Source organism: Cnuibacter physcomitrellae, assembly GCF_014640535.1.
In the GTDB taxonomy this organism is placed as follows: Bacteria; Actinomycetota; Actinomycetes; order Actinomycetales; family Microbacteriaceae; genus Cnuibacter; species Cnuibacter physcomitrellae.
Window position 1 is genome coordinate 3,319,341 of record NZ_BMHD01000001.1, and the last position, 17,559, is coordinate 3,336,899.

21 protein-coding genes are annotated in these 17,559 nt (G+C 71.8%); 13 read left to right on the forward strand and 8 right to left on the reverse strand.

From position 1 onward, the window contains the following. The first annotated feature begins 419 nt into the window (after positions 1–419). Positions 420–1,910: an MFS transporter gene (locus IEX69_RS15545; protein WP_085018427.1), complete on the forward strand. Its 1,491-nt coding sequence runs from the start codon at positions 420–422 to the stop codon at positions 1,908–1,910. A 289-nt stretch (positions 1,911–2,199) separates the two neighbouring features. Here IEX69_RS15545 and upp read toward each other — a convergent pair whose 3' ends face one another. Beyond that, positions 2,200–2,832, reverse strand: coding sequence for a uracil phosphoribosyltransferase (upp, locus tag IEX69_RS15550; protein WP_085018429.1), 633 nt, complete (start codon positions 2,830–2,832; stop codon positions 2,200–2,202). Between the two features lie 71 nt (positions 2,833–2,903). On the opposite strand from upp, the gene tadA reads away from it, so the two are divergent. After that, a complete protein-coding gene (gene tadA / locus IEX69_RS15555) occupies positions 2,904–3,386 on the forward strand; it encodes a tRNA adenosine(34) deaminase TadA (RefSeq protein WP_229756380.1) in 483 nt (160 codons plus the stop codon). Positions 3,387–3,509: 123 nt separating this feature from the next. On the opposite strand, the gene IEX69_RS15560 is transcribed toward tadA, so the two are convergent. Both IEX69_RS15560 and IEX69_RS15565 read right to left on the reverse strand, forming a co-directional pair. Beyond that, positions 3,510–4,238, reverse strand: coding sequence for a glutamine amidotransferase-related protein (locus IEX69_RS15560; RefSeq protein ID WP_085018431.1), 729 nt, complete (start codon positions 4,236–4,238; stop codon positions 3,510–3,512). After that, entirely contained in the window at positions 4,235–5,197 is a 963-nt protein-coding gene (locus tag IEX69_RS15565) for a cation diffusion facilitator family transporter (RefSeq protein ID WP_085021314.1), read from the reverse strand. Before IEX69_RS15565 ends, IEX69_RS15560 begins: the two co-directional genes overlap by 4 nt. Positions 5,198–5,246: 49 nt before the next feature. On the opposite strand from IEX69_RS15565, the gene proC reads away from it, so the two are divergent. Next, on the forward strand, positions 5,247–6,098 hold the full coding sequence (proC, locus tag IEX69_RS15570) for a pyrroline-5-carboxylate reductase (protein ID WP_268235410.1): 852 nt from the start codon (positions 5,247–5,249) through the stop codon (positions 6,096–6,098). 132 nt (positions 6,099–6,230) lie between these two features. On the opposite strand, the gene IEX69_RS15575 is transcribed toward proC, so the two are convergent. Then, positions 6,231–6,905 (reverse strand): potassium channel family protein, encoded by a 675-nt coding sequence (locus IEX69_RS15575; RefSeq protein ID WP_085018433.1) that lies wholly within the window; start codon positions 6,903–6,905, stop codon positions 6,231–6,233. Further along, on the reverse strand, positions 6,898–8,409 hold the full coding sequence (locus IEX69_RS15580; protein ID WP_085018434.1) for a TrkH family potassium uptake protein: 1,512 nt from the start codon (positions 8,407–8,409) through the stop codon (positions 6,898–6,900). The genes IEX69_RS15575 and IEX69_RS15580 overlap by 8 nt, the downstream gene beginning before the upstream one ends. Positions 8,410–8,521: 112 nt before the next feature. On the opposite strand from IEX69_RS15580, the gene IEX69_RS15585 reads away from it, so the two are divergent. The 3 genes from IEX69_RS15585 (at position 8,522) to IEX69_RS15595 (ending at position 9,496) form a co-directional block, all read left to right on the forward strand. Continuing rightward, positions 8,522–8,980, forward strand: coding sequence for an ArsR/SmtB family transcription factor (locus IEX69_RS15585; protein ID WP_085018436.1), 459 nt, complete (start codon positions 8,522–8,524; stop codon positions 8,978–8,980). A gap of 130 nt (positions 8,981–9,110) precedes the next feature. Next, positions 9,111–9,302, forward strand: coding sequence for a helix-turn-helix domain-containing protein (locus tag IEX69_RS15590; RefSeq protein ID WP_115365171.1), 192 nt, complete (start codon positions 9,111–9,113; stop codon positions 9,300–9,302). A gap of 95 nt (positions 9,303–9,397) precedes the next feature. Further along, the gene (locus tag IEX69_RS15595) at positions 9,398–9,496 is read left to right on the forward strand and encodes a 30S ribosomal protein bS22 (protein WP_003792170.1); all 99 of its coding nucleotides are present in this window, start codon (positions 9,398–9,400) and stop codon (positions 9,494–9,496) included. Between the two features lie 80 nt (positions 9,497–9,576). Here the strand turns inward: IEX69_RS15595 and IEX69_RS15600 are convergent, their stop codons facing one another. Then, positions 9,577–10,518 (reverse strand): AraC family transcriptional regulator, encoded by a 942-nt coding sequence (locus IEX69_RS15600; RefSeq protein ID WP_229756381.1) that lies wholly within the window; start codon positions 10,516–10,518, stop codon positions 9,577–9,579. Between the two features lie 42 nt (positions 10,519–10,560). Between IEX69_RS15600 and IEX69_RS15605 the strand changes: the two genes are divergently transcribed. From IEX69_RS15605 to IEX69_RS15620, 4 genes are all read left to right on the forward strand, one after another. Then, on the forward strand, positions 10,561–10,830 hold the full coding sequence (locus IEX69_RS15605) for a glutaredoxin family protein (protein ID WP_085018440.1): 270 nt from the start codon (positions 10,561–10,563) through the stop codon (positions 10,828–10,830). Beyond that, a complete protein-coding gene (locus tag IEX69_RS15610; protein ID WP_085018443.1) occupies positions 10,827–11,126 on the forward strand; it encodes a Dabb family protein in 300 nt (99 codons plus the stop codon). The genes IEX69_RS15605 and IEX69_RS15610 overlap by 4 nt, the downstream gene beginning before the upstream one ends. Next, positions 11,123–11,674 carry a GNAT family N-acetyltransferase gene (locus IEX69_RS15615; RefSeq protein WP_085018445.1) on the forward strand — a complete coding sequence of 184 codons (552 nt, stop codon included), beginning with the start codon at positions 11,123–11,125 and terminating at the stop codon, positions 11,672–11,674. The genes IEX69_RS15610 and IEX69_RS15615 overlap by 4 nt, the downstream gene beginning before the upstream one ends. 151 nt (positions 11,675–11,825) lie before the next feature. After that, the gene (locus IEX69_RS15620; RefSeq protein WP_157127080.1) at positions 11,826–13,304 is read left to right on the forward strand and encodes an FUSC family protein; all 1,479 of its coding nucleotides are present in this window, start codon (positions 11,826–11,828) and stop codon (positions 13,302–13,304) included. On the opposite strand, the gene aspS is transcribed toward IEX69_RS15620, so the two are convergent. Then, a complete protein-coding gene (aspS, locus tag IEX69_RS15625) occupies positions 13,301–14,617 on the reverse strand; it encodes an aspartate--tRNA(Asn) ligase (RefSeq protein WP_085018448.1) in 1,317 nt (438 codons plus the stop codon). The genes IEX69_RS15620 and aspS overlap by 4 nt on opposite strands. Positions 14,618–14,732: 115 nt before the next feature. Here aspS and IEX69_RS15630 point away from each other — a divergent pair, with 115 nt between their 5' ends. Then, positions 14,733–15,608 carry an EamA family transporter gene (locus IEX69_RS15630; protein WP_085018450.1) on the forward strand — a complete coding sequence of 292 codons (876 nt, stop codon included), beginning with the start codon at positions 14,733–14,735 and terminating at the stop codon, positions 15,606–15,608. A 138-nt stretch (positions 15,609–15,746) separates the two neighbouring features. On the opposite strand, the gene IEX69_RS15635 is transcribed toward IEX69_RS15630, so the two are convergent. Further along, complete coding sequence (locus IEX69_RS15635) at positions 15,747–16,172, reverse strand: hypothetical protein (protein WP_085018451.1); 426 nt, start codon at positions 16,170–16,172, stop codon at positions 15,747–15,749. 115 nt (positions 16,173–16,287) lie between these two features. On the opposite strand from IEX69_RS15635, the gene IEX69_RS15640 reads away from it, so the two are divergent. Further along, complete coding sequence (locus IEX69_RS15640) at positions 16,288–16,932, forward strand: histidine phosphatase family protein (RefSeq protein ID WP_085018453.1); 645 nt, start codon at positions 16,288–16,290, stop codon at positions 16,930–16,932. Beyond that, entirely contained in the window at positions 16,932–17,555 is a 624-nt protein-coding gene (locus IEX69_RS15645; protein ID WP_085018455.1) for a TlpA family protein disulfide reductase, read from the forward strand. Before IEX69_RS15640 ends, IEX69_RS15645 begins: the two co-directional genes overlap by 1 nt. The last annotated feature ends 4 nt before the right edge of the window (positions 17,556–17,559 follow it).

The following is a 17,559-nucleotide window of genomic DNA, read 5'->3' on the forward strand; positions in this document are numbered from 1 at the left end:
CGCGGCAGGCGCGGCGGGTGGGCGGGTGTGCGCTGATGCCCGCCGCGATCGTCGCGGCGGGTGGATCGCATCCGCTCGGTGCCCGCCGCCTCGAGGGAGGGGGCGGGAGTGGGCGGATGCGGGAGCACTCAGAGGCTGCGGCAGGGCCTTCCTGCGGGCAGACGGTGCTCGGCGTGCTGTGAGCGGCGGCCGTTCAGAGAGGGAACGGCGTGGGCCTGGCGCTCAGCGGATGCAGTCGATGCTGCGGTTCGCCTCAGCGGCACATTCGACAACACATGACGACGCCGCCGGCCATCATCATGCCGGCGTTCCCGATCGCCTCAAAGGAGGTCAGGGGGCGCGCGTTGTCAGTCATGCGCTGTATTCAAGCGGACCCTGGTGGCTGTGTCAACCCTTGTACCGGGAGTACGGTGGGGTCGATGGCGACGAATCCGGTGGACACGACCACTTCAGGCCCGGGCACCGGAAGCGACAGGCAGCGTTGGCAGGCCTTCGCTGTCTGCGTGGGCGTCGCCGCCCTCACCATCCTCGACCTGTCGAAGGTCAACGTCGGGCTGCCCTCGATCGAGTCCGCGCTGAACGCGGACTCGTCGCAGCTGCAGATCATCGTCGCGGGGTACGCGCTCGCCTTCGGCCTCGCGCTCGTTCCCTCGGGGCGGCTCGGCGACCTCTATTCGCGCCGGGTGATGTTCCTCATCGGTCTCAGCGCGTTCACCGTCGCGAGCATCCTCTGCGCCCTCGCGCCGAGCATCGAGTTCCTCCTCGTCGCCCGGATCGTGCAGGGTCTCGCCGCCGGGGTGCAGATGCCCCAGGTGCTGGGGATGGTGCAGCAGCTCTTCCAGGGGCCCGAGCGCGGACGTGCGTTCGGCGTCTTCGGGGCCACGATCGGGGTCGGTGTCGCGCTCGGCCCGACCCTCGGCGGACTGCTCATCGCGCTCGGCGGACCGACCGACGGCTGGCGCTGGCTGTTCTGGATGAACGTACCGCTCGGCATCCTCGCCCTGGTGTTTGCGGCGCGGCTGCTGCCCCGGAGCCAGCCGCACGAGGCGGGGAAGCGCAACCTCGATCCGATCGGCATCGTCCTCCTCGGGCTCGCGGTGCTCGCCCTGATGCTGCCGTTCGTGCTCACCACCGGAGAGGGCCACGACAACCCGTGGCGGTGGCTGTCGCTGGCGGTGTGCGCGCTGCTGGTGGTGCTCTTCATCCGGTGGGAGCACCGGTACGAGCGCAGCGGGCGGAGCCCGGCGATCCAGCTGAGCCTGTTCGGGGTGGCGTCGTACCGCAACGGCATCCTGCTCGTGGCGGCGTGGTTCGCCGCGCTGCCGTCGCTGTTCCTCCTGACGACGCTCCTGCTCCAGGAGGGGTTGGGGCTCGAGCCGGTGTTCGCCGGCATGGTGAGCATCCCGTTCGCGGTCACGTCGGCGGCGTCGTCGCTCATCGGCGGTCGACTGGTGGGCCGCTACGGCCGCTCGCTGGTGGTACTGGGTCTCGTCATCGCGATCGTGGGACTCGTGCTGCTGCTCCTGGCCGCCGAGCTGCCGCCCGACCCGACCGTGCCGTACTGGATGGCGGGGGCGATGTTCGTCGCGGGGATCGGGGGAGGCCTCGTCGTCTCGCCGAACCAGACCCTCACGCTCGCCGAGGTGCCGCCCACGGAGGGCGGCGTCGCCGGGTCGATGCAGCAGGTGGGTCAGCGCGTCGGCACCGCGATCGGCACGGCGGCGACCACGGCCGTCTTCTTCTCGACGATCTACTCCGAGCCGTCGAGCGAGACCGCGGACGCCTTCTCCGACGGCTTCCGCAACGGCTTCTGGGTCGCCCTGGGCCTCCTGCTCGTCTCCCTCGCCGTCGGCGCCGTCGACCTCATCCAGCGCAAGCGCGGCACCCCCGACGACTCCGCCGCGTCGTAGGCGGCTTCACGCTGCGTGGGCCCGTCGCTCATCACGGAATACGCGCGACCGAGGCCCTATCGGCGGGGACTTCGCCATATCCCGTGACGAGTGTCCGTGGAGGCGCGCCCACGAGCCCGGCTGACGCTGTCTCCGCCCGCCGTGCGAGGTGACGGCGGTATGCCTTCCCGTCACGCGGGGGAGGCGGCGGCGTGACGGCGCCTCCCGTGCCGAGGGCGGCAGAAGCCTGAGTGCCTCAACAGATCGCGCTGTGCGCCGCAGGGGCGGCGGCGCACAAGACCAGCACGGCTCACACAGCGCCGTACAGGCGGTCTCCGGCGTCTCCGAGGCCGGGGACGATGTACCCCTTCTCGTTGAGCTTCTCGTCGAGCGCCCCGAGCACCAGCGTGACGTCGCGGCCCTCCGTCGCCTTCTCGAGCGCCTCGACGCCCTCGGGGGCGCCCAGGAGGCAGATCGCGGTGACGTCGGTGGCGCCGCGGCGGAAGAGGAACTCGATGGCCGCGGCCATGGATCCGCCGGTGGCGAGCATCGGGTCGAGGACGAAGCACTGGCGGCTGGAGAGGTCGTCGGGGAGGCGCTCGGCGTAGGTGGTGGGCTCGAGGGTCTCCTCGTTGCGCACCATGCCGAGGAAGCCGACCTCGGCGGAGGGCAGCAGCTTCGTCATGCCCTCGAGCATCCCGAGCCCGGCGCGCAGGATGGGGACGACGAGCGGTCGCGGCTCGGCGATGGTCACGCCGGTGGTGGCGGTGACGGGTGTGACGATGTCGATGGGGGTGACCCGGACGCTCCTGGTGGCCTCGTACGCGAGGAGGGTGACGAGCTCCTCGGTGAGGGCTCGGAAGGTGGGCGACGGGGTCGTCGCGTCGCGGAGGACCGTCAGCTTGTGGGTGATGAGCGGGTGGTCGGCGACGTGGATGCGCATCCTCACAATCTACTGGACCGCCCGGGGCGCCCGAGAGGCATAATGGCTTGTCGTCTGACGAGGGGAGCGCGATGCCGGGCCGCCACGCACGTCCTCTTCCCCCCGACGAGGACATCTCGGCCTGGATGGCGCTGGCGCTCGACGAGGCCCGTGCGGCGCTCGAGACCGACGACGTGCCGGTGGGGGCGATCGTGCTCGATGCGGCGGGCGAGGTGATCGGGGTCGGGCGCAACGAGCGGGAGCTGCGGCAGGATCCGAGTGCCCACGCCGAGATCGTCGCGCTGCGGCAGGCGGCGTGGAAGACGGGGGACTGGCAGCTCGTCGACGCGACCCTCGTGGTCACCCTGGAGCCGTGCGTGATGTGCGCCGGTGCGATCCTCTCGGCGAGGGTGCCGCGGGTGGTGTTCGGCGCCTGGGACGAGAAGGCCGGCGCCGTCGGCTCGGTCTACGACGTGCTGCGCGACCGCCGCCTGAACCACACCGTCGAGGTCATCGCGGGCGTCGAGGCCGAGGCGAGCGCGGCCCTCCTCACCGACTTCTTCCGCGACCGCTGAGCCCGGCGGGGCCCGAGTGCCGCCTCTGTCGCCGGGCGGATGCGGGATGCGCCCGCTGAGCGCGGCCGGGAGGCCCCACGGGCGGCGCCGACGCTCTGCGCGGGCGGAACCCGCCGCGAACCGCTAGCGGGCGGAGGGGAGGCCCTCGAGGTACTCCGTGACGAGGGCGCGGGAGGCGCGCTGCTGCGCGTCGAGGCGCTTCGCCGCCTCCGCGCGCAGGGCGGCCTCGTCGAGGCCGGCGGACTCGAGGTACTCCCGGCCCGTGGCGACCCACTCCTCGTGCATCGGCGCCGTGAGCTCGGGGTGGAACTGCACCGCGAGCAGCCAGGACCCGATGCCGTACGCCTCGTGGGCGTAGGCGCTGGAGGACGCGAGGAGGGTCACCCCGTCGGGCAGCGCGAACGTGTCTCCGTGCCACTCCGCCATCGGCACGTCGACCACGTGCCTCACCGGCGAGGCCAGACCCGCGGGGGTCGGCTCGATGGCCCGGAACCCGACGTCGGGCGCGGGTCCCCGCCTCACGGTGCCGTCGCCGCCGAGCGCCTCCGCGATCACCTGGGCGCCGAAGCACACTCCGAAGGTCGCCTGCTCCGCGGCGAGCCGCGACCGCAGGAAGGCGAGCTCGGGGGAGAGGAACGCGTGCTCCTCGTAGACCGCGCGCTCCGAGCCGAGCACGACGACCAGGTCGACGTCGCGAGCCCGCGAGAGCGACTCGGCGAAGTCGGGGCTGTCGGCATCCGCGTACTCGATCGTGTAGCCGTGCTCGACGAGGACGGGCGCGATGTTGCCGAGCGCCACCTTCTGCTCATGACGGATGACGACGCAGCGGAGCGCGTCGGCCGACCGGCTCAATCGGAGCTCTTCACCACGATGGCCTCGGTGTTCGGCGCCTGCGACACGGGAGGGAGGTAGACATCCGGTTCGATGTAGATGACGCGCGCGATCGGGACCGCGGCGCGCACGTTCTCCTCGACCTGGTTGATGGTCTCGGCGACGTCGCGGAGCTCGGCGTCGGGCGCGAGCGCGATCTTGGCGCCGAGCAGGAGCTCGTCGGGTCCGAGGTAGAGCGTCTTGGCGTGGATGAGGCGGTCGACGCGGGGAGTGTCGGTGATCGCCTTCTCGATCGCGGCCATGTCGGCGTCGCTCGCGCCCTCGCCAACCAGGAGGCTCTTGGTCTCGATGCCGAGCACGATCGCCACCAGGACGAGCAGCGCGCCGATGAACAGCGTGCCGATGCCGTCCCACAGGCCGTTGCCCGTGATGGTCGAGAGCACCACGCCGAGGAAGGCGAACAGCAGACCGGTGAGGGCCGCGGTGTCCTCGAGCAGCACGACGGGCAGCTCCGGGGCCTTGGCCCGCCGCACGAACTGCACCCACGACTGCCGGCCGCGCGAGGGGTTCGACTCCTTGATCGCGGTGCGCAGCGAGAACCCCTCGAGCGCCATAGCGATGACGAGCACCGCGATCGGCAGCCACGCGTTCTCGATCGCGTGCGGCGTGGTGACCTTCTCGATGCCCTCGTAGATCGAGAACACGCCACCCACCGAGAACAGGATGATCGACACCACGAACGCGTAGACGTAACGCTCGCGGCCGTAGCCGAACGGGTGCTCCTTGTCGGCCCTCTTCCGCGACTGGCGCCCGCCGAGCAGGAGCAGCAGCTGGTTGCCGGAGTCGGCGAGCGAGTGGATCGACTCGGCGAGCATCGACGACGAGCCCGAGAACACGAAGGCGATGAACTTCGTGATCGCGATGCCGATGTTCGCCGCCAGCGCCGCCAGGATCGCCTTGCCGCCGCCTGATGAGCTCACGTCACGCACCTCTTCCGTCCTTCGATGTCGCCAATCCTAGGATGGTCCCGTGACCTCCGCAGACATCGTGACCCTGCCCTCCATCGCCCTGCTCGGGGCGGGCTCGATGGGCCGCGCCATCCTCTCCGGGTTGTTGAAGCCGGGTGTCGAGGTGAACGGGCCCGTGCACGTGACCAACCGGACCGACGCCCGCGCGGCCGAGTTCGACGGCGTCGCCGGGGTGCGGGCGCACTCGCTCGAGTCGAACCCCGCCGCGAACCGCGACGCGGTGGCGCAGGCGGGCATCGTCATCGTCGCGGTGAAGCCCGGGATGGTCCCCGACCTCCTCGACGAGATCGCCTCGTCGCTCGTGCCCGGGGCGATCGTCGTGAGCGTCGCCGCGGGCGTGCGTGCGGCGACCTTCGAGGCGCACCTGCCGATCACGGTGTCGGTCATCCGCACGATGCCCAACACCCCCGCCGTGGTGGGCAAGGCGGTGACGGGCCTCGCGCCCGGCTCGCGCGCCTCCGCCAGCGAGGTCGCCGTCGTGCGGTCGCTCTTCGAGACGGTGGGCACCGTGGTCGAGGTGACGGAGGACGGCCTGGATGCGCTGGGCACGATCTCGGGATCGGGCCCGGCCTACGTGTTCCTCCTCATCGAGGCGCTCACCCAGGCGGCGATCGGGAAGGGATTCTCGCCGGAGCAGGCGGCGGAGCTCGCGAACGGCACCTTCGTCGGCGCCACCGCCCTGCTCGAGGCGAGCGGGAAGACGCCGGAGGAGCTGCGCATCCAGGTGACGAGCCCGAAGGGCACCACCGAGCGCGCGCTCGCGGTGCTGCAGGACGCCGACCTCCCCGCGCTCTTCGCGTCCGCCACGGACGCCGCCCTCGCCCGCACGCGCGAGCTCGCCGCCGGCGCCTGACCCGCCCGCCCGCGCGCCCCGCGCCCGCGCGGGGAACCCGGCTTTGTCCAGGTTTCCGTCGCGAATCGCGCGAAAGGCGACGGAAACCTGGACAAACCCCGGGCCGCACGCGCGGACGGGGCACCCCTGGGGTCAGCGGTCGCCGAGGGCGGCGAAGGTCTCGATGTCGGACTCGTTGCCCGACACGATGATGAGGTCGTGGTCGGAGACGACCGTGTTCTCGGTCGCGTAGGTGAAGGGCTTCCCCGGGCTCTTCACGCCCACGACGGTGACGTGGTACTTCGTGCGCACACCCGACTCGGTGAGGTTGAGTCCGCGGATGGGCTTCGGCGGGAACATCTTCACCAGCGCGAAGTCGTCGTCGAACTCGATGAAGTCGAGCATCCGGCCCGAGACCAGGTGGGCGACGCGCTCACCCGCCTCCGCCTCGGGGTAGATGACGTGGTGCGCGCCGATGCGCTCCAGGATCTTGCCGTGCGAGCGGGAGATCGCCTTGGCCCAGATCTGCGGCACCTCGAGGTCGACCAGGTTCGCGGTGATCAGCACCGAGGCCTCGATCGACGAGCCGACCGCGACCACGGCGATCTGGAACTCGGCGGCGCCGATCTGGCGGAGCGCCTCGATGTTCTTCGCATCCGCCTGCACCGTGTGGGTGACGCGGTCGGACCACTTCTGCACGAGGCCCTCGTCGGAGTCGATGGCCAGCACCTCGCGGCCCTGCCGATCGAGCTGACCGGCCGTGGCGGCGCCGAAGCGGCCGAGCCCGATGACGAGGACGGGCGCGTCGTGCTTGATGCGGTCAGCCAACGATGGGTCTCTCTTCCGGTCGCTTGAACAGCTGCCTGCGCTCGCTCGCCGCCAGCGCCGCTGCGAGAGTGACTGTACCAACGCGGCCCATGAACATGGTGATGGCGATCACCACCTGGGCGGGCTCCGAGGCGGATGCGGTGAGCCCGGTCGAGAGGCCGGAGGTCGCGAACGCGGAGATCACGTCGAACAGCACGTAGTCGAGGGGCGCCTTGGTGATCTGCAGCACCACGACGGTCGAGACGGCGACGGTGGTGGCGCCCCAGAGGACGACGCTGACGGCCAGGCGGAGCACGTCGGAGGGGATGCGACGACCGAAGGCTTCCATGTCCTGCACGCCGCGCGCCTCGGCGAACGCGGCGAGGAAGAGCACGGCGAGCGTGGTCACCTTGATGCCGCCCGCGGTCGACGCCGAGCCGCCGCCGATGAACATCAGCATGTCGGTGACCAGCAGGCTCGAGCCGTTGAGCTGCGAGATGTCGAACGTCGAGAAGCCGCCCGAGCGCGTCATCATCGACAGGAAGAAGCTCTGGAACACGGTGTCGCCCGCGTTGAGGCTCCCGAACGACCCGGGGTTGTCGAACTCGAGCACGAGGTAGAGCACGGCGCCGACGACGAAAAGCAGGAGGCTGGTCACCAGGGTGAGCTTGACGTGCACCGACCAGCGCGCCGGCTTGCCCGCCCGGTCGCGGCGTCGGCGCGCCTTGATCGAGCGGGTGAAGGTGTAGATCACGGGGAAGCCGATGCTTCCGAGGAACACGCCGATCATCAGCACGGAGAGGAAGAAGTAGTCGTTCGCGAAGGGGGCGAGGCCCTCGGCGTTCGGCGAGAACCCGGTGTTGGTGAAGGCCATCGCCGAGTAGTAGAGGCTCTCCCACGCGGCCGTGAGGGGCGGGATGCCGTCGGCGAGCATCCGGGGGAAGAGCAGGAGCGCGAGGCCCACCTCGATCACCAACGCGCTCACGGCCACCGTGACGAGCAGCCCGCCGATCTCGCCGAGGCGCACCGCCTGCCCCTCCGCCACCGGGCCGTGGTGCATCCGGAGCGGGTTGGTGTCGCTGGCGGCGATGAGCTTGGCGCGCAGGCCCAGCCGGCGTGAGATGACCAAGCCCAGGATGGAGGCGAGGGTCAGCACGCCCAGGGCGCCGATGTTGACGCCGATGTAGATGAGGGCGTGCCCGAACGGCGACCAGTGGGTGGCCATGTCGACCGTGGACAGGCCCGTGACGCAGATGACCGACACGGCGGTGAAGAGGGAGTCGACGAAGTTCGTCACGCGTCCCTCGGCGGAGGAGATCGGCAGCGAGAACAGCACCGTGAACAGCACGATCAGCCCGCCGAAGACGAGGATGGCGAAGCGCGAGGGGGAGTGCTCGGAGAACTCGCGGAGAGCGCTGCGGATGCGGGCGGGCACCGTCCGCGCGCGCAGCACGGGGTTGCCGGTGGTCCCGGTCCGCCTGCGGCCGGCGCCGGCACGAGGGTCCGGTCCCGTGCGAAGGGACATGCTCCTCCTCCTGCACGATCGGGCACCGGGTGCGCGCGCACATTCCACCGTGCGAATGCGGTTCATGCTACCCGGGGGCCCGTGGCGCGTGCAGCGCCGTTACCCTGGTGGCATGCCCGACATCTTCTCGGTGATCGCCGACCCGACGCGGCGTCAGTTGCTCTCGGTCCTGCTGGACCGGCACCTGTCCGACGAGGAGTCGGCGTCGGGCGCCGCGACCGGCGAGGCGAGCGTCTCCGAGCTGGTCCACCGGCTCGAGCTGAGCCAGCCGACGGTGTCGAAGCACCTCAAGGTGCTGCGCGATGCCGGACTCGTCGAGGTGCGGGAGGAGGGGCAGCACCGCTACTACCGGTTGCAGACCGCTCCTCTGGAGGACGTCGAGGACTGGATCGTGCCCTTCCTCGCCGCCTCCGATGAGAGCTCCGAGGAGGAGGACTCGCTGTGGGAGAACGCCTCGGAGGAGGTCCGGTCTGCCGCGGCGACGTTCGGGCAGAACGTGGGCCGCGCCGCCGCTGAGTCCAGCCACCGGTGGCGGTCGATGACGGACTGGCGGTCCCGGCTCCGTAAGTGAGGCGTTGCCGCGGCAGGCGCATCCGCACTTTCTTGTGTGCAGGATGTGCGAGCCCCTATAGTGTCGAATCATCACTTCTGTCACAGAGGCGGGGCGTCGGGAGTGCGATCGTTCGAGCGTTGGAGTGGGCGTGCCTGCAGATCTGAGTGACGTGCGGTTCCTCACCGTGGCCGAGGTGGCCGACATGATGCGCGTCTCCAAGATGACGGTCTACCGTCTCGTGCACTCCGGCGAGCTCCCCGCCATCCGATTCGGTCGGTCCTTCAGGGTGCCCGAATCGGCGGTCGCGGCGGTCGTGGAGCGCCGCGTCGACACTGCCTGAGTGGCGCTCGCGCGCATGCGCTAGACTTCTCCGAGGCGTTTTTCTGCCCGTCCGGCCGGTCTCGGTCCGGCCATCCGACTACGTGTGAGGTTCTTGTGGGTTCCGTTATCAAGAAGCGGCGCAAGCGCATGGCGAAGAAGAAGCACCGCAAGCTGCTTCGCAAGACTCGCCACCAGCGTCGCAACAAGAAGTAGAACGCGAGTTCTGCTGAGCTTCAGCGTCGGGCCTCTGGCCCGGCGCTTTCGCTTTCTCCGGGGCCCTCGGGCCTCGGAGCCTAGCCGCGGTGGCGGCGCCAGCGGCCCGGGGTCGATCCCGTCGCGGCCCGCCAGGCACGGATGAACGCGGTGGTGTCGGTATAGCCCACCGAGCTCGCGATGTCGGCCACGCCGAGGTCGGTACCGAGGAGGAGATGCCGCGCCGCGGCGATGCGCTCGCGCCTGACCAGGGCGCCGAGCGACTCGTCCTCGTGCTCGAACGCCGCGAAGAGCGAGCGCAGCGACACGTGGAACCGGGCGGCGATCGTGGCGGCCGAGAGATGCGGGTCGGCGAGGTGGAGCCGGACGTGCTCCCTCACCGCGGCGACGAGGTGGCCGGGCAGCACACGGTCCACTCGCCGCAGGGTGGCGTGCTCGGCCAGCAGGAGCCGGGCCGCCTCGATCACGCGCGCGCTGCTCGCCGTCGAGATCGTGCGGAGCTCGTCGCCGAGGAGGCGTCGCCCGATCGACGCCGTACCGCCCCGGATGGCGTACGGTCGGCCGGACCACCCCACGCCGGCGCCGTCGGGCCCGGGTCCGGGCCCGGGCGCGGACCCGGATCCGGGTCCGGATCCGCCGAGGATCCGCAGGGGGACCTGCACGATGCTGGTCCGGAACTCCTCCGGGTAGCGGAAGGCGAAGGGCCGGCTCGCGTCGTAGACGGCGATGTCGCCCGCCGAGTAGAGCGTCTGCTCCCCGTCCTGCTCGAGGATCAGCGACCCCGAGTGCACGAGCTGCAGCTGCGTGCTCTCGAGCGCCGTCGGAGGCACCTCGTCGAGGAGGGCGACGACGTCCTGCGGGACGGACGCGATCTGCGCGACCGCGACGTCGCCGAGGGAGTGCCTGCGCATCCTGCGGTAGACGGCGGTCTCGGAGAGCGTGGTGGCCTGCATCTGCACGAGCACGCAGCTCGGGTTCGCCGGCAGCTCCACGATCGCCTCTCCACTCGTCCCGACCAGCATGACACGGGAACCGGCCGCCGCGGCCGGGCATAGGGTGGTGATGTGGCCGACGTGCAGATCACCTTCCTCGCGAAGCCCGGGTGCCACCTCTGCGACGAGGCCCGCGTCATCGTGCGCGACGTGCTCGCCGGTCTCGCCGACCACCCGGATGCGCCCGCCGTGACGTACACGGAGCTGTCGATCCTCGACAACCCGGCCCTGTTCGACGAGTTCGCCGAGGAGATCCCCGTCGTGATGATCGACGGCGCGGTCCACACCATCTGGCGGGTCGAGCCCGACCGCCTCCGCACCGCGATCCTGGAGAGAGCATGATCCGCCACGTCGTCGCCTGGAAGCTGGCCACCACCGACCCCGCACAGAAGGAGGTCGACGCGGCGCGCATCGTCGCCGAGCTGAGCGCGCTCGTGGGGGTGGTGGACAGCATCCGCTCGCTGCAGGTCGGGGCGAACATGGCGTACGCCGACCGCAACTGGGACGTCGTGCTGGTGGGCGACTTCGACGACCTCGCCGGGCTGGAGGCGTACCAGGAGCACCCGTCGCACGTGGCCGCCGCCGCTGTGGTGCGATCCCTCGTCGCCGAGCGCGCCTCGGTCGACATCGAGGTGTGAGCGACCGCTCGCGCCTCGAGACCGCACGGCTCGTCCTCCGGCGGTGGACTCCGGACGACCTCGCGCCGTTCGCGGCGATGAACGCGGACCCCGAGGTGATGAGGTACTTCCCGGCTCCGCTGTCGCGCACCGCCTCGGACGCGCTCGCCGCGCGCGCCGATGCCGGGTTCGAGGAGCGCGGCTACGGGCTGTGGGCCCTGTCGCTGCGGTCGGACGGCTCGTTCCTCGGCTTCACCGGGCTGAACCCGATGCCTCCAGGGGTGCCCGGGTCGGACGGTGTCGAGGTCGGGTGGCGGCTCGCCCGCCCGTACTGGGGTCACGGCTACGCGACCGAGGCCGCGCGGGCCGCGATCGCCGATGGCTTCGAGGCCGTGGGACTCACACGGATCGACTCGATCACCGCCGTGCTCAACGAGCCCTCGCAGCGCGTGATGCGGCGGCTCGGGATGTCGCCGGCCGAGCGGTTCGAGCATCCCCGGGTCCCGGAGGGGTCGCCGCTGCGACCGCACATCCGCTACGTCCTGGAGCGGCCAGACGGGATGGACTGAACGGACTCCGCTCGCGCCGGGGTCGTGTCCTTGGGGCGGGGGCCTCGGGCCGGGCTCGGGCGGGGCCCAGGGGCGGGGCTCGGGCGGGGCTCTGGGGCGGGGCTCGGGCGGGGCTCGGCTCGCTGTGGGGCGAGGGATGTAGTGTCGGCGCGTGCGCGATGGGTTGCGGGCTCGACTGGGACGCGGTCTCCTCGCGCTGATCGCCGCCAGCATCGTGGTCGCGGTGCTGCTCGTGGTGCTGCCCGAGCCGTCGGCGGTGATGCTCGGGATCGCGCTGAGCGCATCCCTCAGCCGCAGCCAGCTCGAGCGGGATGCGCGGGGCAGGCTCGAGGCGCTGGGGCTGCTGCCGGTGGTCGGCCTGATCGGCTTCGGGATCGGCGCGCTGCTCCGGGCGGACCTCGTCGCGGGCGCGGTCGTCTACGTCCTCGCGCTCGTCGCCGCGATGCTGCTGCGCGGACGCGGGCCGCTCTGGCGACGGGTCAGCGCACTGGTCGCGACACCGTTCCTGGCCGTGCTGTTCCTCCCGGCGGCGCCGGGGGCGGATCGCGGTCCCGTGGCCGCGGTCGTCGTCCCCGTCGGGGTCGCGGTGCTCGCCTGGGCGGCGGTGACGGCGGCGCAGGTGGCCGCCCGCGCGCTCGGGCTGCTCCCGCCGCCTGCGGTGCGGCCCGCAGCGGCGGAAGCTGCGCGGGCCGACGCGACCCCCGGTGAGGGTGCGGCGACTCCCGGTGCGGGTGCGCCGACTCCCGGTGCGACGGCGGCGCTGCCGTCCGCCGCGGGGCCGACGCCGGGCGCGGGGCGCTCGGGACTCCGTCCTCCGGCCGAGGTACGGGCGGCGGCGCAGATCGGCGTCGCCCTCGTGGTCGCGTTCCTCGTCGGAGCGCTCACGTTCGGCGACCACTGGCCCTGGGTCGTGCTGAGCGCCGTCATCGTGGCGTACCTGCCGCGGGGGAGGGCGGATGCGATCCGCACCGGACTCCATCGCCTCGTCGGGGCGGCGGCGGGCTCGCTCGTGGCGCTCATCCCGGCCGCCGTGCTCCCGGGCGACAGCGTCGTGCTCGTGGGGCTCGCCCTCGCGGCCATCGGGGTGGGCATCCTGCTCCGCGAGGTCGGCTACGCCGCGTGGGCGTTCGGGGTGACGGTCGCGCTCACGCTGCTCGAGCGGCTGACCGGCCAGCCCGAGCCGCTGATCGGTCTACGGCTGATCGAGATCGTCATCGGGGTCGCCGTGGGCCTGCTGGCGGTGTGCCTGGTGTTCCCGCTCCGCACGACCGACGTGGTGCGATCGCGGCTGCGTGACGTGCTGGCGGCGGTCTCGGACCGGCTGGGCGCCGACGACCCGGCGGCGGTGCTGGGGGCGGAGGCCCGCATCCGCTCGACCCTCCGGGAGCTCGATCGCTCGGCGGCCGGACTGATCGACGCCGGCCGTGTGCTCGCCGTGCTGCGACGGCCGCCGCCGCGAGCGGTGGAGTGGGTCGCTGACGCGCACGCTCTCGGTGTCTACGCGGCCCGGGCTCCGGCTCCGGCGCCCCCGGCGGTGCGTCGCGCGGTCGGCGACGCCCGTCGGGCCCTGCGCGCACCCGACGACCTCGGCCCGGCGCTGCGCCGAGCCGCGGACACCACCCGTCGCTAGGGGAGGAGGCGGGTGGGGCCGCGGAAGAGGTAGACGACCTCGCGGAGGTTCGACTGGTGCAGCATGAGCATCAGCACGCGGGACAGACCCATGCCGAAGCCGCCGTGCGGAGGCACGCCGTAGCGGAAGAAGTCGAGGTAGAAGCCGAGCTCGTCGGGGTCGAGCCCCTTCTCCTTCGCCTGCTCGATCAGCACGTCGACGCGGTGCTCGCGCTGGGCTCCCGTCGAGATCTCGACGCCGTTGTAGACGAGGTCGTAGCTCTGCGTGAGCGACGGGTCGTCGGCGTGACGCATGTGGTAGAACGGCCGGATGCTCGACGCGTAGTCGGTGAGGAACACGAAGTCGTGTCCGAACTCCTCCTTGACGTACGCCGCGATCTGGCGCTCGCCCTCCGGGTCCATGTCGTCGTCTGCGCGCTGCACCTCGTAGCCGCGCTCCGCGACGATCCGCTTCGCCTCCGCCAGCGGGATGCGCGGGAACGGGAGCGTGGGGATCTCCAGCTCCACACCGAACAGCTCGGCGATCTCGGCGCCGTGCTTCTCCTTCACCGCGGTGATGCCGGCGACCATGAGCTGCTCGTGCATCCGCATGACGTCCTCGGCGGAGTCGATCCACGAGATCTCGGCGTCGACGCTGGTGAACTCGGTGGCGTGACGGCTCGTGAACGACGGGTCGGCGCGGAACGCCGGGCCCACCTCGAACACGCGGCCGAAGCCGGCCGGCTGCGCCATCTGCTTGAAGAACTGCGGGCTCTGCGCGAGGTACGCCTTGCCCTCGAAGTACTCGACCTCGAACAGCTCCGCGCGCGACTCCGACGCCGAGGCCATGAGCTTCGGGGTGTGGATCTCGATGAAGTCGTTCTCGACCCACCAGGTGCGCCAGGCGTGCTCGAGCGTGGTCTGCACGCGGAAGACGAGGTTCATCTCGGGGCGGCGGAGGTCGAGGAAGCGCCAGTCGAGACGCTTGTCGATGCCCGAGTCGGCCGCGATCGGGGTCTCGGGGATGGCCTCCGTCTCGACGGTGAGGCTCGTCAGCTTGACCTCGATGCCGCCGAGCTTCACGCGCTCGTCGTGCTTCAGCTCGCCCGTGACCGTAATGAACGAGCCCTGGGCGAGACCGGAGATCGTCGTGGCGATCTGCTCGGTCTCGTCGTTCCGCGGGTTGACGAGCTGCACGGCGCCCGACTCGTCGCGCAGCACGACGAACTGCACCTTCTTCTGATCGCGCACCGTGTCGACCCATCCGCGGACGGTGACGGGGCCGTCCTCGAGGGCGGCGAGGTTCTTCACAAGGGTGCGTTCGGTCACGGTCATCGAGTCTAGCCGCGGCGGCGTCCCGGCGCGGCGGCGGAGGGGTGGGCCGTGCGGCGCGGACGGGCGGCGGGGGCTGTGGGCCGAGCCGGGCGGGCGGATGCGGGAGACTGGGCGGATGAGCGCGCCCCGCATCCCCGCCCCGCTGCTCGCGGTGGCGGCGATCGTGAGCGTGCAGTTCGGCAACGCGTTCGCGGGCTCCTTCTTCGCCCAGGTGGGTCCGCTCGGGGCGGCGGCCATGCGCCTGGCGTTCGGGGCGCTCATCCTCGCCCTCGTCGTGCGCCCCCGGGTGCGCTCGTGGGATGCGCGGACCTGGGCCGGCGTGGTCGGGCTCGGCGTCGCGCTGGGCGGGATGAACTCGCTCATCTACCTGGCGATCCACGAGATCCCGCTCGGTGTGGCCGTCACCGTCGAGCTGTTCGGGCCGCTCGCGGTGGCGGTGGCGGGCATCCGCCGCTGGGTCGACGCGGTGTGGGTGCTGCTGGCGCTCGGCGGCGTCGCGCTGCTCGGCCTCGAGGCGGGCGGGACGCTCTCGGTGCTGGGCCTCGTCCTCGCCGCGGGCGCCGCCGCGTTCTGGGCGCTCTACATCGTCATGTCGTCCCGGTTGGGATCGCGGGTGCGCGGGGTCGACGGCCTGGCCGCAGCGATGGTGATCGCCGCGGTGCTGGTGGTGCCCTTCGGGGTGGTGCAGGCATCGGATGCCGTGGTCGCCGATCCCTGGCTGCTCGCCGTCTTCGCCCTGGTCGCGCTCCTGACCTCGGCGATCCCGTACGCGCTGGAGTTCGTCGCGCTGAAGACCATGCCGGCCCGCGTGTTCGGCGTGCTCTCGTCGCTCGGCCCGGCGATGGCGGCGCTCGCGGGGCTGCTCGTGCTGCACCAGCTGCTCGCCCCGGTGCAGCTCGCCGCGATCGCGCTCGTCACCGCGGCCTCGATCGGCGTCGTCGCCACCTCCCGCCGCCCGGGCGCCGGCGCCGCCCCCGAGCTCGTCGAGTAGCCCCGCCGCCCCGCCCCCGGGCCCTGCTCCGCCCGTCGCCCGCTTCTGTTTCGCCATACCCAGGTGGTTTCGCCACCTCGATCGGCATGGCGAAACCACCTGCGCATGGCGAAACGGGGAATACCCGGGGAAGTGGGGTCAGCGGCAGAGGTGCGTGCGGATCCACCCGCCCGCGCCCGCCAGGGGGAGGGCGCCCGTGCGGAGGGCCTCGACGAGGTCGAGGGCGGACTCGCTGAGGCGGCCGTCGGGGGTGTCGGGGGTGTCGCGCAGCACGTGGGTGACGAGCAGGCGCGTGAGCCGCGGTCCGATCCGGGCCGCAACCGCGACGGTGCCCGCGAAGTGCCGCACCTGCCCGGAGGTGAGGTCGTCGTACTCGCGCCGGAAGCCGCCGCCTCGCACGTGGTTGCGGCCCCCGCGGGCCGCGTCCGCCCACCACAGCGGGCCGATGCGCACCCCGGCGGCCTGCTCGCCCAGCGCGATGAGGAAGCTCCGGGCCGAGTGCGGCGGGACCTCCCCGGCGAGGCGGTCGGCGATCGACGCCAGCCTCTCGCACGCACTCGTCACCCCTCCATCCTGCACAGGCCTCCGGGCATCCTGCACAGGCCACCCGACCGCCGGATGCATGCACAGGTTCCGCATCCAGCAAACTGATAGGCGCGGCGGAAATAGACTGGAGCCCGTGCCTGCCGACCGCATCCATCTCGTCCGTCACGGAGAGGTCTTCAACCCCGAGGGCGTCCTCTACGGTCGCCTGCCCCACTTCGGGCTCTCCGACCTGGGCAAGCGCATGGCGCGGGCCGCGGCCGACGACCTCGTCTCGCGCGGGCGTCCCGTCACGGGGCTGTTCTCCTCGCCGCTCCAGCGAGCGCGCGAGTCGGCGCAGCCGATCTCCGCCGCCTTCGGCCTCGAGCCCCAGATCGACGAGCGCATCATCGAGCCGACGAACGCGTTCGAGGGCACGCGGATGCGCGGGCCCGGCGGCTCCCTGCGGAAGCCCGCCAACTGGCGCTACCTCGTCAACCCGTGGAAGCCCAGCTGGGGCGAGGCCTTCAGCTCGGTGACGGCCCGGATGCTCGCGGCCATGAACGATGCGCGCCACAGCGTCGAGTCCGGTGACGTCGCGATGGTCAGCCACCAGCTGCCGATCTGGGTCACCCACCTCGTCATCACGGGCCGGCGTCCCGCGCACGATCCGCGTCAGCGCCGGTGCGCACTGTCGAGCATCACGAGCTTCGAGTGGCACGACGGCCGCTTCGTCGAGGTCGGCTACACCGACCCCGGCGCGCCCATCGCCGCCGACGCCACCGACGTGGGAGCGGTGTGATGCGCGCGCTCCACTCGGGCCGGACGGGCCGCCTGCGCGCCTCCGTCGTGGGCGCCGCGATCGCGATCGCCGCCTCCGTCGCGCTCGCGGGCTGCACCAGCGATCCGCTCGCCGACCAGTACCGCGACGGCGACAGCAAGAACTACATCGCGGGCGACGGCACGGTCACCGAGATCGCCGCCGCCGACCGCGGAGAGCCCATCGAGTACCAGGGCACCGCCACCGACGGCTCGACCATCTCCTCCAGCGACCTCGCCGGCAAGGTCGTCGTCATGAACTTCTGGTACGCCGAGTGCGCTCCATGCCGGGCCGAGGCGCCCGACCTCGAGAAGCTGGCCACGCAGTACGACGGCAAGGGCGCCGAGTTCCTCGGCGTCAACGTCCGCAACCAGGCGGCCACGGCCGACTCCTTCGCGCAGACCTACGGCATCACCTACCCCTCGATCGTCGACAGCGACGGCGCCCTGCAGCTCGCGTTCGCGGGCACCGTCGCCCCGAACGCCGTGCCGACCACCCTCGTGATCGACGCACAGGGGCGCGTCGCCGCCCGCATCCTGGGCCAGGTGACCGAGCCGTCCACGCTCGACACCCTCATCCGCGACACCATCGCCGAGACGAGCTGACGGC